Genomic DNA, 14,928 nt, shown 5'->3' on the forward strand with positions numbered 1-14,928 from the left:
GCCATTTTTATAATTAAAATATTTTGATTTCTAAAAACTGAATTAAAGAGATAAAAAGAACATGAAATATTATATTTGGACAAGCTTATCAACTAACATCATAAAATTTGAAATGAAATACTTCAACTATATTTTAATCATCATTGGTGCTTTTGTTGCAATGTATGTCAAAGCGGGAGAAGAACAAAATCAATTATTATTAATCGTGGGCATTGTACTGTTGATAGTTGGTATGTATAGAATTGCGAGAACCATACCGAGTAAATATGATAGTGATAGAACCGATAATTCTGAAAATGAACAATGATGTCGTTTAAAAAAGGTGATTATGTTTTGGTTTTGGATGAAGACCTTTCAGGTACTGTTAAAAGTATTAACGCTAACGTTGTATCCATTGAAACAGAAGACGGCTTTTTGATTGATTTTAATTCAAATGAATTGGTTATAAAAGAGAAAAATGAATCTATAAAAACGAAGCTCTTTTCACGTTCAACCATTGATGATGTTGTTTCTGAAAAAGAACAGCCCAAAAGAAAAAAACAACCAAAAAAGAAGGCTAAAGAGCGTCATGAGCCTACAATGGAAGTGGATTTACATATTAACGAATTGGTTAAATCTACAAGAGGCATGACAAATTACGATATCCTCACTTTACAATTGGATACAGCTAAGCAAAGATTGGATTTTGCTATTGCAAACAGAATACAAAAGGTTGTATTTATCCATGGAGTGGGTGAAGGCGTACTAAAATTGGAATTGGAATATTTAATTGGGCGTTACGATAATGTAAAGTTTTATGATGCCAACTATCAGAAATATGGCTTGGGAGCAACCGAAGTTTACATTTATCAAAAAAATGCAACTTCAAACTAATTAAAATCTGGAGTTACCTTTCTGCTTTTTTCTGATGTTGGGATTTCACTGGCGTTCAAAGTCCCAAAATTTAAGGCGTCTAAAGAAATAAGCGTTAAATCAATGTCGGTGATAACCATTGTAACCGTAAATGTTCTTAAAATGGTGTGTTCTCTATAACCTGTTGCGGCAACTGTTGTAGAAACATCAGGATTTAAATAATCGGCACCAACCTCACTATTTGTAATATCATTGGCAGGGTTGTTATCTGGTGAATCATTTTCTTCATCGCGTGTTTTAACGCCGTCACCATCATCGTCATCGTCTAAATAATTCGGAATGCCATCTCCATCAGTATCCAAGGCATCACTTAAATCACCATCTCCATTGGGGTCTGGGTCTTCATCTTTTGTTAAAATATTGTCGCCGTCATCATCAGCATCAATGTAGTTTGGCAATCCGTCTCCGTCCGTATCTCCATCAAATTCCAATTCAGCGGCAACACCATCATTGTCATCTTCTGTTAAAACTGTTTTAATTGTGGCAGTTCCGCTCGTGCTCACTATATCTTCCTTTAGTTTAACTTCAGAATTTGGTATGGCATTGCAAAACAGATTGCTGGGTAACGTAGTGTTGTTGTATGTTCTGTAATTAAAAGGGTTTGATGTGCCTATCGTTACAGTTGCTTCGAAAACACCTGATTCATCAACGTTTAAAATATCCTCTAGGGTAAGTGTAGAAATGGTTATAGATAGAGATTCAGAAGGGTCGCTTTTTGTTTTATAAAATACCAAAACATCTGTTTCGCAAGCCTCAAAAGTATCATCAAAATCCAACTCAAAGGTTATAACATCACCATCGTCACACGAATTCATTGGAAGTAAAACAAAGGTAATTAGTACAAAAAAAAGCTTACGCATTGGTTTTTGGTTTTAGGCAAAAATAACAGAATTGTTATTTATAACGTAGCTTATTGATAATAATTTTATTTCAAGTATTTTTGAAGCTTTAAAGTCTTTTAGTTTTTCCAAAGGCTTTTTGTAAACTTGAAATTAAGCTCGATGAAACCTGTTTATTTTGATAATGCTGCGACTACGCCTATACGAAGTGAGGTAATCGATGCCATGGCCAAAGTGATGAAAAATCATTTTGGCAATCCATCGTCGTCGCATAGTTTCGGCAGGGCTTCTAAAGTGTTGGTTGAAAAATCAAGAAAAGCCATAGCAAGTTACTTCAATGTTTCGGCCGGTGAAATCATATTTACTTCTGGGGGCACCGAAGCAGATAATTTAGTATTAAGAAGTGCCGTTAAAGATTTGGGGGTAAAGCATATTATAACTTCAAAAATTGAGCACCACGCCGTTTTGCATACGGTTCAGCAATTGCAGAAGGAATACAATATTGGTGTTAGTTATGTTGATTTGGACGAGAATGGTGGTATTGATTTTAGCCATTTAGAAAGCCTATTGCAAACCAACGAAAAATGCTTGGTAAGTTTAATGCACGTTAACAATGAAATTGGAAACATTTTAGATTTAAAGCGTACTGCCCATTTGTGCAAAGCAAACATTGCTCTTTTTCATAGCGATGCGGTGCAATCTATTGGTCATTACAAAATGGATTTGCAAGATATTCCAGTGGACTTTTTAGCGGCTTCGGCCCATAAATTCCATGGCCCTAAAGGTGTTGGTTTTGCTTTCATCAGAAAAAATACCGGATTAAAATCCCTCATAATAGGAGGAGAGCAAGAGCGCGGGTTGCGTGCAGGTACCGAAAGTGTACATAATATTTTTGGTTTGGATGAAGCGCTTAAAATGGCATATCAAAATATTGAAGATGAGAAACAATATGTTGAAGATTTGAAGAATTATTTTATTGAAAGGATTAAAGCTGAAATCCCTCAAGTAATCTTTAATGGCTATTCTTCAAATTTTGAAAAAAGCACCTATACGCTGATTAATGTTTGTTTGCCCGTTCCACCCGAAAAATCGGCGATGTTGTTGTTTCAGTTGGATTTAAAGGGTATTGCTTGTTCAAAAGGAAGTGCTTGCCAAAGTGGAAGCTCACAAAACTCTCATGTTTTATCTGAAATTTTGAGTGATGAGGATTTGTTGAAACCTTCCATTAGATTTTCTTTTGGTATTTATAATACCAAAGAAGAAGTAGATTACGTAATAAATGTTTTAAGTGATTTTGTTGCTAAGTCTAAAACTTCATCGTAGTCCTCACGTTAAAAACTCGAGGTGTTAAATAGTTGGGAATAGCATATTGACGCTTGCTGTCTACATCGCGTACCCAAGTATTTGTTATGGAATTTTGCACATCAAATATGTTATATATTTCGAAGCCGAAAGACAATTCTTTAAAAGGCTTTTTCCAGCCACTTCTAAATTGTTTCTTGGCATCAACTAACACAAATTGTAAGCCCAAATCGGCACGTTTGTAATCTGGTAATCTGTTTTGGTAAACATAAGGGTCCGCATAACTTGGTGAGCCCCCTGGTAAACCTGTGTTGTAAACCAAGTTTAAATACATTTTCATGCTTGGCACATTGGGCACATAATCTTGAAAAAGTGCTGCAAATTTTAAACGTTGGTCTGTTGGGCGTGAAATATAACCTTGATTATTGATATTTTCTTCCGTTTTTAAGTAACCAAAACTAAACCATGATTCGGTTCCTGGTACAAATTCACCATTTAATCGCATATCCAATCCGTAGGCATAGGCTTTGGCACTATTATTTGCACGATAGCGAATACGAACGTTTTCAAGCGTGTATGGATTCACATCAGATAAGTTTTTATAAAATAACTCAGAGGTTAATTTAAAAGGTCTGTCCCACATTTTAAAGCTGTAATCGTTACCCAAAACCAAATGAAACGATTTTTGTGCTTTTACTTCTGGTTGTATAACGCCATTGGCATCGCGTAGTTCTCTATAAAATGGCGGTTGGTAATACATGCCCGTTGCTGCCCTAAAAAGCATATCTTTTTCCCAATAGGGTTTAATGGCAAATTGCACCCGCGGACTAAAAACCATTTGGCTTGATGACGAAATACCATCACCACTCACTTGCCAACTATGTCCTCTAACGCCGGCATTATACCAAACTTCGTTATTGCCCCAAGTACTTCGTTTGCTCCATTGGGCATAGGCCTGAAAACGATTTATTGTAGTATTGTTGGTAGCCCGCACATTTGTGAAAGGTTCCAAGGGACCTGAATAGGGTTCGTAAGGTTGTTCGTTAACTGGAGTTGTTTTTGGAGGGCGTAATGAAAATCCGGCCGAGTCAATCACTTCCCATTCCACCAAACGGTCGCGAATATTTTCATTAGTGTATTTTACAGACCATTCAATGCGGTTATCGTCAATTTTAAAATCTCCTTTATGCTCAATATTGGTGATCAAAGCATCCAAATCATTTCTGCCATGGGTCAATTGACTGCCAATACCTTCGCTAAATTCAACTTCGCCTAAGTTTTCTTCACCAATACTATTGTTTACTTCGCCCAATCTGTACTGTGCAAAAATATCGAAGTATTCCTCCTCTGTGGTATGGTAGGCTGAAGCAATCAAATGCAGGTTTAAATCGTCATTAGCAAAATAAGAACCCTTAAATGCGCCAAACAAGGTTTGGTATCTGTCTTTTTCCTGGCCTTCATAAAATACAATAAGCGCAACCGGGTTGGCCAAAGTTCCAAAATTGGTTTGGCGTGTTTGGGGTTGGTAGTTGTATTTGTTTAAAGAAGCATTTCCTAAAAAGCTCAAATGGAATTTATTGGTAAACTTATAGGTAAAATACGCTTGGGTATCTGCAAAAGAGGGCTGAAAATTGGTTTCGGTTTCTTTAGCATTAACTAAAAGGCTATTGTCTCGATAACGTAAACCAACAATACCGGTTAGCCTGGAATTTTTACTTATGTTTTCTATGGAGAGGCTTCCGCCGAGTAAGCTTAAATCGGCATTAATTTCAAATTGATACGGGTTTTTATAAGTGATATCCAAAACCGAAGATAACTTGTCACCATACTTTGCCTGAAACCCACCTGCAGAAAAATCCACATTTTGAACTAAATCGGTATTTACAAAGCTCAGTCCTTCCTGTTGGCCGGAGCGCACCAAAAAAGGTCTGTAAACCTCAATGCCATTAACATAGACCAAATTTTCGTCGTAATTTCCACCACGCACGGAGTATTGTGTGCTCAATTCGTTATTGTTGCTAACTCCCGGAAGTGTCATCAATAAATTTTCAACACCAGCATTTGCGCCAGGTATTTTCCTGATAACTTCTGGTTTAAGCGTTACAATGCCTTCAACTTCTTTTCGCCTGTTGCTGTTTACAATAACGGTGGCAATTTGTTCAACGGTGTTGCTCATTACTGGATTAAACTCGTATGTTTCACCATTTTTTAGATTAAAAGTGCTTGCCACTTTTTTATGGGAAATATGTGTAAATTCAATAGTAACGTCTTGATTTATGGGGATGTCAATGGAGTAGAAGCCGTTTTCATTGGTTTTTGTTCCACTATCTCGGCTGGTTTTAATATTTACATTTTCAATGGGTAGGTTATTTTCATCTAAAATGACACCTCTAATGTTCGCTGTTTGCGAAAAACACAAAGCAAGTGTAGAAAAAAATAAAATGGGGGTCAGTAAAAGTTTTGCCTTCAAAGATGTAAAAGTTTATTTTCGATAAAATAACGCTTCAAAAGTAGAATTATTTCCAACATTATCGGTAACAATCACTTTTAAATTGTTCTGTGTGTCAGTGATAACTTCATCGTTAAAATCATACGTTAGAGTTTTCGTCTTATAATCGTATTCCATTAAAATCCATTTGCCATTTACTGTTGCCCTGTAATTGGATATGCCAGATTCATCATCATCAATCTTTACTTCAAGAAATCGGTATTTGCTTAACCATTGCCCATTTTTAAAGTTAGAGGCGGTAATGGTAGGCTTTATGGTATCCATAGCCAAAGCATAAGTGCCAAGTTTTTTTGTGCTTGCGGTTAAAGTATTGCCCTGTCTTTTGGTATAGGTATATGAAGGAAATTGCTTGTAGCCAATTAATCTGGCGATATACAATTTATCGATATCATCACTATTGTATTGACTAACATCGTAGCTAATGGTGAAGTCTTTCATTGTTGCTACAACATCCTCGTGCAGTTTTAATGTATCGTTTTTTACTTCAAAATCTATATAAAAATCGTCGTAGAAGGTGTCTTTGTAAAAATCTACCGATACATTTACTGCCTTTAAATTTGTGGTTTCGTTTGCTTTTATAAAATATGGGGTTGTTTTTGTCGGTTGAGGGGCAGACATGCTATTTTTGGAGCCTTTTATTTGAAGCGTAACCCAAGATTCGTTGTTTTTATAGTCGGCCACCCTGATTTTATAAACAGAATTCGTGCTATCCTGAATGGACAGAACCCCATCATTTAATGTCGATTTTAAAATACTTAGTGGATTGTTTTTTTTGAATAACTTTTGAAGACGCTCTTTGTTTTTTGAAAAGTGTTCGTAATCAATCAATTGGTTAATGTGCTTGGTTTCATCAAATGAAAAGCATTGAAAATCAAGTTCAAAATTTCTACTGCCATTTACAAAAGTCTGTATGTTGTATACGCCGTTTGAGTTTGCCGCTAAGTCTTGCCTGTCAATAGTGCTTATACCGAAGCCGATTTTTCCGACGGCCTGAATACTTTCAGCAACATAGTCACCATTATTCAGAGCTGTTAGCCGTAGTTTTTGTTTGGATTGCGAATTGTTTACAAATGCATTTTCATCTAAAGGAAAAACATAAAGAGATTTTACAACAGGCACAGTGGTGTCTTTAACATCTATTCCAAAAAGCATAGGGTTCATGGGGCGTTCATCTTTGTCCCTAATTTCAAAATGCAAATGTGGACCACCTGAACCACCGGAGTTTCCACTGTAAGCCACTAAACTGTCTTTTTCAACGGGCAATTCATCTGCATGCGGAAACAATTCTATCTCATAACCCTCCTGTTCATACTGGTGCTTTTTAACATACGCTTCAATTTCTGGGGCAAATTTCTGTAAATGAGCATAAACCGATGTATATCCATTGGGATGGGTAATATATAATGCCTTTCCGTAACCGTAATGTGAAACTTTTATTCTACTAACAAATCCGCTGGCAACTGCTTTAACATTTAATCCAGTGCGTTGTTGGGTTTTAATATCTAAGCCGGAGTGAAAGTGGTTGGAACGTAATTCTGCAAATGTTCCGGAAAGTATTAATGGAATTTCCAGAGGATTGCTAAAATAATCTTGCGGGTAATTATTTTGGGCACTTGCAAATAATGAAAAAACTAAAAGTAGGGGCAGTAGAAAACGCATAAAAATCTATTGGGCTAAAATATTAATTAAGATGTTAAATGGCAAAGAATTAAACAAAAATCAAGCCATTGTATTGTAAGTGCTAACCAGAATTATTTTGAAATTTTATGAAAAAACAATTGTAATTTATGCTCTGGAATGTTAACTTTGTGAGATAAGTATTGAAATTTGTAAATGAGTAATATTGAGGATATTGTAGATTCTTTAGAAAACAAGATTAGTAAAGTATTACACAAATTAGAGCTTTTAAAGCTTGCCAATTTGAAATTGAGTGAAGAATTAGAAGTTTCAAAGCAAGAAATTAATACCCAAAAAAAGCATATTGCTGATTGGGAAGAAAAGTACGAAGCCCTTAAAATGGCAAATACAATACTTGGTAGTGACGATAATAAAAGAGAAACTAAGCTTAAAATAAACGCCTTAATCAGGGATATTGATCATTGTATAGCTCAATTATCTAATTGATTAATCGTTAAACCCAATGGCAGAAAAGCTTAAAATAAAGCTATCTATAGCAAACCGAGTATATCCTTTAACAATTGAGGCCCATCAAGAGGAAGGATTGCGAAGAGCGGCTAAAAACATTGAGGTTATGATAAAGCAATTTGAGCAAAGTTATTCTGTTCGGGATAAACAAGATGTATTGGCCATGTGTGCTCTACAATTTGCTTCCCAAGTTGAGCAGAAGTCCATTGATAAAGCAAATGTTAATGAGCATGTAGAAGAAAAACTAAATGCTTTAAATGAATTGCTACATTCACATTTGGCCTCTTAAACGTTCTTTAAAATAAATAAAAGTTACTGCCTGCATTGGTTATTTTTTTTGATAAACTCAACGTTAATTCTTTAAAAAGGGTGAGTTTAAGTTGTAAAAGCAAGCTGCCTTGAGCAGATCCTTGATCAGCTTGTTAGCCCTAAACTTGTTTTTAAGGAGTTTATACAAAATTTTAAACTGGTGTAGGCTTTTTTTATATATTCAAATTAACTAAACACGATGGACAACTCAATTATAATTGGAGTAGTGGGTGTTATTGTAGGGCTTATAGTTGGCTTTATTATAGCTAAGTTACTCGAGAAAAACAATGCTTCAAAACTAGTTAAGGAAGCAAAGAAAAGCGCTACCTTGATACTCAAAGAGGCGCATAGCGAAGGCGAAAGCATTAAAAAGGACAAAATTCTTCAAGCTAAGGAAAAGTTCATAGAGCTAAAATCTGAACATGAAAAGGTTATTTTGGCGAGAGATAAAAAAATGGACGAGGCGGTTAAGCGTACCCGAGACAAGGAATCCCAAGTTTCCAGTGAGCTTTCTAAAAGTAAAAAACTAAATGAAAGCCTTGAGGCTAAAATAAGCGACTACAATCATAGGTTGGACGTGCTTGATAAGAAACAGGATGAGCTTGATAGATTGCATAAAAGCCAAGTACAGCAGTTGGAGGTTATCTCAAGTTTGTCTGCAGAAGAGGCCAAAGAACAATTGGTGGAATCTTTGAAAGGTGAAGCTAAGAATGATGCGATGTCATACATTCAAAGTGCTATGGAGGAAGCTAAATTAACAGCGGAACAAGAAGCCAAAAAGGTTATAATCAATACTATTCAGCGTATTGGAACCGAAGAAGCTGTAGATAACTGTGTGTCTGTTTTCAATATTGAATCGGATGATGTTAAAGGGCGCATCATCGGTCGAGAAGGTAGAAATATCAGGGCCATTGAAGCTGCAACTGGTGTAGAAATAATTGTTGATGATACACCAGAGGCTATCATTTTATCATGCTTTGATTCTGTTAGGAGGGAAGTGGCTAGGTTGTCGCTTCATAAATTGGTAACAGATGGTAGAATTCATCCAGCTCGAATTGAGGAAATTGTTAATAAAACACAAAAACAGATTGAGCAAGAAATCATAGAGGTTGGAAAAAGAACCGTAATAGACTTAGGAATCCATAACCTAAATCCGGAGCTTATTAAAATGGTTGGTAGGATGAAGTATCGCTCATCTTATGGGCAAAACCTATTGCAGCACTCTCGAGAGGTTGCGAAACTTTGCGGTGTGATGGCTGCAGAATTAGGATTAAACCCAAAATTGGCAAAACGTGCCGGGTTATTGCATGATATTGGAAAAGTGCCAGATGCAGAGGCTGACATGGAAACACCACATGCTATTTTGGGCATGCAATGGGCAGAAAAATATGGTGAGAAACCTGAGGTTTGTAATGCCATTGGAGCACATCACGATGAAATAGAAATGAAATCGCTTTTAGCGCCTATAGTGCAAGTTTGTGATGCCATTTCTGGAGCCAGACCAGGTGCACGTCGTCAAGTTTTAGATAGCTACATTCAGCGTCTAAAAGATTTGGAGGATATTGCGTTCGGATTTAATGGCGTTAAAAAGGCTTATGCTATTCAAGCTGGTAGAGAGCTTCGCGTAATTGTTGAAAGTGAAAAAGTAAATGATGATATGGCGGCCGATTTATCATTCAACATTTCACAAAAAGTACAAACCGATATGACTTATCCAGGGCAAGTTAAAGTGACGGTTATTAGAGAAACAAGGGCAGTTAATATTGCTAAATAAATTGTTCTCTCAGAATAGAAAAAATTAAAATCCAGCAGTAATGCTGGATTTTTTATTTACAAAAAGAATAAATCTCTACTTTCTTGGATGGTATTTTTCAACAACATCGGTTAAATGACTTTTGTCTAAATGAACATAGATTTCTGTTGTTGTTATGCTCTCATGGCCCAACATTAATTGAATAGAGCGCAGGTCGGCATCATTTTGCAGCAGATGTGTAGCAAAAGAATGTCGGAAGGTGTGTGGTGATATGTTCTTTTTTAGACCGATTTTTTCGGCCAATTGTTTTATGATGGTGAAAACCATGGCTCGAGTAAGTTGCTTTCCTCGTCTATTCAAAAATAAGGTGTCCTCGAAGCCGGATTGAATCTTCAGATGATTTCTGACTTCATTTCTGTAAATGTTTATATATTTCTTTGTAACCTCAACAATGGGCACAAATCTTTGTTTGTCACCTTTTCCGGTTACTTTAATAAAGCCTTCGTCAAAAAATAAATCAGATATTTTTAGGCCAATTAGTTCACTTACACGCAATCCGCAACCGTACAATGTTTCAAGCATAGCTCTGTTCCGCTCGCCTTCAGGTTTGCTTAAATCGATGGCTTTAATAATATTGTCAATTTCTGTTTCAGACAAAGTGTCTGGCAGTTTTCTGCCAATTTTTGGGGATTCAATAAGCTCTAAAGGATTGTCTTTTCGGTAATCTTCAAATACCAAATAATTAAAAAAACTTCTTAGACCGGATATTAAACGAGATTGGGAGCGTGGATTTACTGTTTTGGCAATATCATAGATAAATTGTTGAACAATTTCAGGATTTATGCTAATAGGTGATGATTTTATGTTGCCATGTTCTAAAAAAAAGATTAGCTTTTTTACGTCAAGCGAATAATTTTCAATAGAGTTTTGTGATAATCCGCGTTCTATTTTCAGATAGGTTTGGTAATCCTTAAGTGCGTTTTCCCATTTCATCAGGGTAAAAATAAAGAAATAAGACTAATTTAAAATCCTCCGTTTGTTTATAATTTTAGTTCTTTGTAAATAAAATTGTTAATAAAATAAATATTATAACATTGAATTATAAATACTTAAACTCAATTGTTAACAATAATGTTAATAACTATAACTCAAATGTGATATTCTTAAAAAAAATGGATTTAATTTTCGAATATTAAACTATAAACACTTTAAATTATGAAAAAACTATTTTTACTTACGATTTTTGCGGTATTCGCAATTGGGGGTGTAAATGCTCAAGGAGATTTAAACGCAGGTATTAATTTGGGGCTTCCCATTGGAGATGCTGGTGACGCTTGGACATTTAACGTTACTTTGGATATTAGTTATCTTTGGGAGGCCGGGGATAATTTTGAAGCAGGTATTGCTACTGGGTTTTCTCATTCATTTGGAGACAGTATTGATACAAGTTTTGGTAGCATTGATATTGAAGATGCTCAATTTTTGCCAGTAGCTGGTGCGGCTAGATTTAATGTTTCAGAAGAGTTTGCGCTTGGTGCAGATTTAGGTTATGCCATTGGTATTAATGATGGAAATGATGGTGGCTTTTATTATGCTCCAAGAGTTCAATATGGCGTTAGTGATTCAATTGACATTGTATTATCTTATCGTGGTGTTAGTCTAGATGGAGGGTCATTTGATGTCTTAAATCTTGGTGTTGAGTTTGGATTATAGTTGCAATATGGTCGTAAATCTCGAAGGAGCTAAAAAATTAGCTCCTTTTTTATTGGATATGAATGAAATAGGTAAGTAATTGTTTAAAAAAGGGCTGTTTGTTGAAAAGGTTGCTTGAAATGGCTCAATAATTTTTTTTGGTAAGTAAGTGGTGACTTATAAAAATATTTTTTTCTTAAAATGGGTTAATATTTTTTGCATTAAATTGACTATCAATCAATTTAAAAAAATAACAGTAATACCGGTATTTTTTTATCAAATTTTAAAAAAAAATAGCCTTTATTTGTTAAATATAAACTAGAAACATTAAAATATTATGAAAAAATTATTATTAAGTGCTTTAGTAATTGTTCTTGCAGTTTCAAAAATGACTGCCCAAGAGAATGTTATTAAATTTAACCCTCTTGCTTTGATTGTTGGATCATTTGAGGTGGGGTATGAAAGGGTATTGAATGACAACCAATCGGTTCAGTTAGACCTCGGTTACGCGTCATTTAGTTCTGGGTCTTTTGACTATACAGGTTTTGGAGCAGGACTGCAGTATCGATTTTATATTCAAAAGTCTCACGAAGCCCCAACAGGTTGGTTTGTTGGTCCTGTAGCCAGTTATTCTTCGGCTAGTGCAGATAATGATTTTAAAACGTCTGTTTTTGCTGCTGGTGGGGTCATTGGGTATCAATGGAACTGGAATCCTGTAACTTTAGATATATACGGTGGGCCAGCATATTATAGTATTGAAGCAGATGATACTTCATTTGATTTTGGATTTGATGGTATTGGTCCTCGTTTGGGGCTTTCACTAGGTTTTGCTTTTTAGGGGAATATTAATTCATATAATTGAAAAGGGGAGCGTTTAGGCTCCTTTTTTTATGCTTTTTTAAATATCTTTACGGCATGAAAAAATTAATCATCATTAATGGTCCCAACCTTAATTTATTGGGAAAGCGCGAGCCCAATATTTATGGAAGCTTGACATTTATAGATTTTTTTGATCAAGTAAAAGAGAAGTATACAAATGTGGAACTAAGCTATTATCAATCAAATATTGAAGGTGAGTTGATAGACAAACTTCATGAAGTTGGTTTTAGCTATGATGGCGTTATTTTAAATGCTGGGGCTTATACGCATACTTCCATTGGTATTGGTGATGCTATAAAAGGTATTGAAACCCCAGTTGTAGAAGTTCACATTTCAAATACATTTGGAAGGGAAGAGTTCAGGCACCAATCTTATATTTCTCCCAATGCCAAAGGCGTTATTCTTGGTTTTGGTTTGCAGAGCTATGAGTTGGCGATTCAAAGTTTCCTCGATTAATTTATATTTTATAAGTGGAGAAAATAATTTCACGGTTATTCTTTGTATGTTTATTTTTGTTCTTAACAATTAATGGGCAATCTCAAGTGGAATTTGGTGTTAAGGGAGGTTTGAACCTGACCTTTTTTAGGACTTCACAAGAGGAATTTGGTTTTAGCCCTGAAACTTTTACTGGTTTTTACGGTGGAGGTTTTGCAGGTTTTAATGTTGAAGACGACTTTACAATTCAACCAGAAATTTTATACATTGTTCTGAACGATTTTAACTTTGTTAATGCTCCCGTTTACGCAAAATATGAGGTAGCTCAAAAGGTCAGTTTCTTAGTTGGCCCAAGTATCAACTATTTTTTTGAGTTTTTTAGCAATAAGTTGAAGGTTAGAGCTGATATTGCCACCTCTTATAATATCACCCCAGAATTTGATGTTCATATGAAGTATACTTTAGGTTTCCAAGAGGTTACGCCCAATGGTCTGTTTATTGGCCTGGGATGGAAAATTTAATTAAAGGTGTACTTAAGTCATAAAAAAATGTCGATTAGAATTTATTCTAACCGACATTTTGTAAAAAATTCTATTTTTTTAAATATGAATCACTTCATCATAAGCAGCGGCAACGGCTTCCATAACCGCTTCACTCATGGTGGGGTGAGGATGAACGGCTTTTAATACTTCGTGACCTGTGGTTTCAAGTTTTCTACCTAAAACTGCCTCCGCAATCATATCGGTTACACCAGCGCCAATCATATGGCAACCTAACCATTCACCATATTTTGCATCAAAGATAACTTTCACGAAACCATCTTTATTTCCACCTGCACTAGCTTTTCCTGATGCAGAAAACGGAAATTTACCAACTTTTATATCAATGCCTTTTTCTTTGGCAGCTTTTTCAGTTAAACCCACACTTGCAATTTCCGGCGTACAGTAGGTGCAGCCTGGAATATTTCCATAGTCAATGGGTTCAACATGATGACCGGCAAGTTTTTCAACGCATAAAATACCTTCGGCTGAGGCGACGTGTGCCAACGCTTGACCAGGTGTAACATCACCTATGGCATAATATCCAGGAATATTGGTTTGGTAAAAGTCGTTTACAATGATTTTATCTCTGTCAACCACAATACCGACATCTTCCAATCCAATATTTTCAATATTTGTTTTAATGCCTACGGCGCTTAAAATGATATCGGCTTCAAGTGTTTCTTCGCCTTTGCTGGTTTTTACAGTTGCTTTCACGCCTTTACCAGAAGTATCAACCTTGGTAACTTCAGCCGAAGTCATAATATTGATACCACTCTTTTTGAACGAACGCTCCAATTGTTTTGAAACGTCTTCATCCTCAACAGGAACTACATTTGGCAAAAATTCAACAATGGTTACCTCAGTTCCCATCGAATTATAGAAATAGGCAAACTCAACACCAATAGCTCCAGAACCAACCACAATCATTTTTTTAGGTTGCTTTTTTAAGCTCATGGCCTCACGGTAACCTATCACTTTTTCACCATCTTGAGGCAGGCTTGGTAATTCTCTAGAACGTGCTCCAGTAGCAATTATTATGTTGTCCGCACTGTATTCTGTTCCGTCAACATCCACCTTTTTTCCTGGTTTTAGTTTTCCGTAACCTTCAATAACGTCTATTTTGTTCTTCTTCATTAAAAACTGAACACCTTTACTCATGCCTTCAGCAACCCCACGGCTACGTTTTACAACCGCGTCAAAATCGTGTTTTGCATCTTTAACGGTTAGTCCGTAATCCTCTGCATGTTTCAGATATTCAAAAACTTGAGCAGATTTCAATAGGGCTTTTGTTGGTATACAGCCCCAATTCAAGCATACACCACCAAGATTTTCTTTTTCAACAATAGCGGTTTTAAACCCCAATTGTGATGCTCTAATAGCCGTAACATAACCACCAGGACCACTTCCAAGAACAATAATATCGTATTTACTCATTTGTTAAAATTTAGGCTACGAATTTACGAAATCGAATTTTAATAAAGAATTTAGAACGCTTTTAAATCGAAAAAAAATCCTGGGACTTTTTATTCTCGGAGGATTAGAATTTTCAATCATGTAAAATTGACTATTTAAGTTGAGGTGTTTAATAACCATTACTATAATTTATTTATT

The 14,928-nt window shown here is 35.6% G+C and carries 15 protein-coding genes and 1 other RNA gene; 11 read left to right on the forward strand and 5 right to left on the reverse strand.

Annotated elements, in window-relative coordinates; genetic code table 11:
* Positions 1-112 precede the first annotated feature (112 nt).
* Entirely contained in the window at positions 113-307 is a 195-nt protein-coding gene (locus tag ACB104_RS13525; RefSeq protein ID WP_370479558.1) for a hypothetical protein, read from the forward strand.
* Positions 307-873, forward strand: a complete 567-nt coding sequence (locus tag ACB104_RS13530) for a DUF8465 domain-containing protein (protein WP_370479560.1) — start codon at positions 307-309, stop codon at positions 871-873. Before ACB104_RS13525 ends, ACB104_RS13530 begins: the two co-directional genes overlap by 1 nt.
* Here the strand turns inward: ACB104_RS13530 and ACB104_RS13535 are convergent.
* Positions 870-1,772, reverse strand: coding sequence for a hypothetical protein (locus tag ACB104_RS13535; protein ID WP_370479562.1), 903 nt, complete (start codon positions 1,770-1,772; stop codon positions 870-872). The genes ACB104_RS13530 and ACB104_RS13535 overlap by 4 nt on opposite strands.
* A gap of 141 nt (positions 1,773-1,913) precedes the next feature.
* Here ACB104_RS13535 and ACB104_RS13540 point away from each other — a divergent pair, with 141 nt between their 5' ends.
* Positions 1,914-3,074, forward strand: coding sequence for a cysteine desulfurase family protein (locus ACB104_RS13540; protein ID WP_370479563.1), 1,161 nt, complete (start codon positions 1,914-1,916; stop codon positions 3,072-3,074).
* Here the strand turns inward: ACB104_RS13540 and ACB104_RS13545 are convergent.
* Together ACB104_RS13545 and ACB104_RS13550 are read right to left on the reverse strand one after the other, a co-directional pair.
* Entirely contained in the window at positions 3,058-5,523 is a 2,466-nt protein-coding gene (locus ACB104_RS13545) for a TonB-dependent receptor (RefSeq protein ID WP_370479565.1), read from the reverse strand. The genes ACB104_RS13540 and ACB104_RS13545 overlap by 17 nt on opposite strands.
* A 12-nt stretch (positions 5,524-5,535) precedes the next feature.
* Positions 5,536-7,221: a M23 family metallopeptidase gene (locus ACB104_RS13550; protein ID WP_370479567.1), complete on the reverse strand. Its 1,686-nt coding sequence runs from the start codon at positions 7,219-7,221 to the stop codon at positions 5,536-5,538.
* 174 nt (positions 7,222-7,395) lie between these two features.
* Between ACB104_RS13550 and ACB104_RS13555 the strand changes: the two genes are divergently transcribed.
* The 4 genes from ACB104_RS13555 (at position 7,396) to rny (ending at position 9,790) form a co-directional block, all read left to right on the forward strand.
* Positions 7,396-7,686 (forward strand): coiled-coil domain-containing protein, encoded by a 291-nt coding sequence (locus tag ACB104_RS13555; protein ID WP_370479568.1) that lies wholly within the window; start codon positions 7,396-7,398, stop codon positions 7,684-7,686.
* A 16-nt stretch (positions 7,687-7,702) separates the two neighbouring features.
* Positions 7,703-7,996, forward strand: coding sequence for a cell division protein ZapA (locus ACB104_RS13560; protein ID WP_370479570.1), 294 nt, complete (start codon positions 7,703-7,705; stop codon positions 7,994-7,996).
* Positions 7,997-8,051: 55 nt separating this feature from the next.
* Positions 8,052-8,158: non-coding RNA, 6S RNA (gene ssrS, locus ACB104_RS13565), on the forward strand.
* Positions 8,159-8,215: 57 nt separating this feature from the next.
* A complete protein-coding gene (rny, locus tag ACB104_RS13570) occupies positions 8,216-9,790 on the forward strand; it encodes a ribonuclease Y (protein WP_370479572.1) in 1,575 nt (524 codons plus the stop codon).
* Positions 9,791-9,865: 75 nt separating this feature from the next.
* Here the strand turns inward: rny and xerD are convergent, their stop codons facing one another.
* Positions 9,866-10,762 carry a site-specific tyrosine recombinase XerD gene (gene xerD / locus ACB104_RS13575; protein ID WP_370479573.1) on the reverse strand — a complete coding sequence of 299 codons (897 nt, stop codon included), beginning with the start codon at positions 10,760-10,762 and terminating at the stop codon, positions 9,866-9,868.
* A gap of 222 nt (positions 10,763-10,984) precedes the next feature.
* Here xerD and ACB104_RS13580 point away from each other — a divergent pair, with 222 nt between their 5' ends.
* The 4 genes from ACB104_RS13580 to ACB104_RS13595 all read left to right on the forward strand — a co-directional run bounded on the left by ACB104_RS13580 (position 10,985) and on the right by ACB104_RS13595 (position 13,296).
* Positions 10,985-11,482, forward strand: a complete 498-nt coding sequence (locus ACB104_RS13580; RefSeq protein ID WP_370479575.1) for an outer membrane beta-barrel protein — start codon at positions 10,985-10,987, stop codon at positions 11,480-11,482.
* A 316-nt stretch (positions 11,483-11,798) separates the two neighbouring features.
* Positions 11,799-12,299, forward strand: a complete 501-nt coding sequence (locus tag ACB104_RS13585) for a DUF3575 domain-containing protein (protein WP_370479577.1) — start codon at positions 11,799-11,801, stop codon at positions 12,297-12,299.
* A 77-nt stretch (positions 12,300-12,376) separates the two neighbouring features.
* On the forward strand, positions 12,377-12,796 hold the full coding sequence (gene aroQ / locus ACB104_RS13590; protein ID WP_370479578.1) for a type II 3-dehydroquinate dehydratase: 420 nt from the start codon (positions 12,377-12,379) through the stop codon (positions 12,794-12,796).
* A 56-nt stretch (positions 12,797-12,852) separates the two neighbouring features.
* The gene (locus tag ACB104_RS13595) at positions 12,853-13,296 is read left to right on the forward strand and encodes a hypothetical protein (RefSeq protein ID WP_370479580.1); all 444 of its coding nucleotides are present in this window, start codon (positions 12,853-12,855) and stop codon (positions 13,294-13,296) included.
* A gap of 78 nt (positions 13,297-13,374) precedes the next feature.
* On the opposite strand, the gene lpdA is transcribed toward ACB104_RS13595, so the two are convergent.
* On the reverse strand, positions 13,375-14,751 hold the full coding sequence (gene lpdA, locus ACB104_RS13600) for a dihydrolipoyl dehydrogenase (RefSeq protein ID WP_370479581.1): 1,377 nt from the start codon (positions 14,749-14,751) through the stop codon (positions 13,375-13,377).
* Between the last annotated feature and the right edge of the window lie 177 nt (positions 14,752-14,928).

This window comes from Tamlana flava (assembly GCF_041287255.1).
In the GTDB taxonomy this organism is placed as follows: domain Bacteria; phylum Bacteroidota; class Bacteroidia; order Flavobacteriales; family Flavobacteriaceae; genus Tamlana; species Tamlana flava.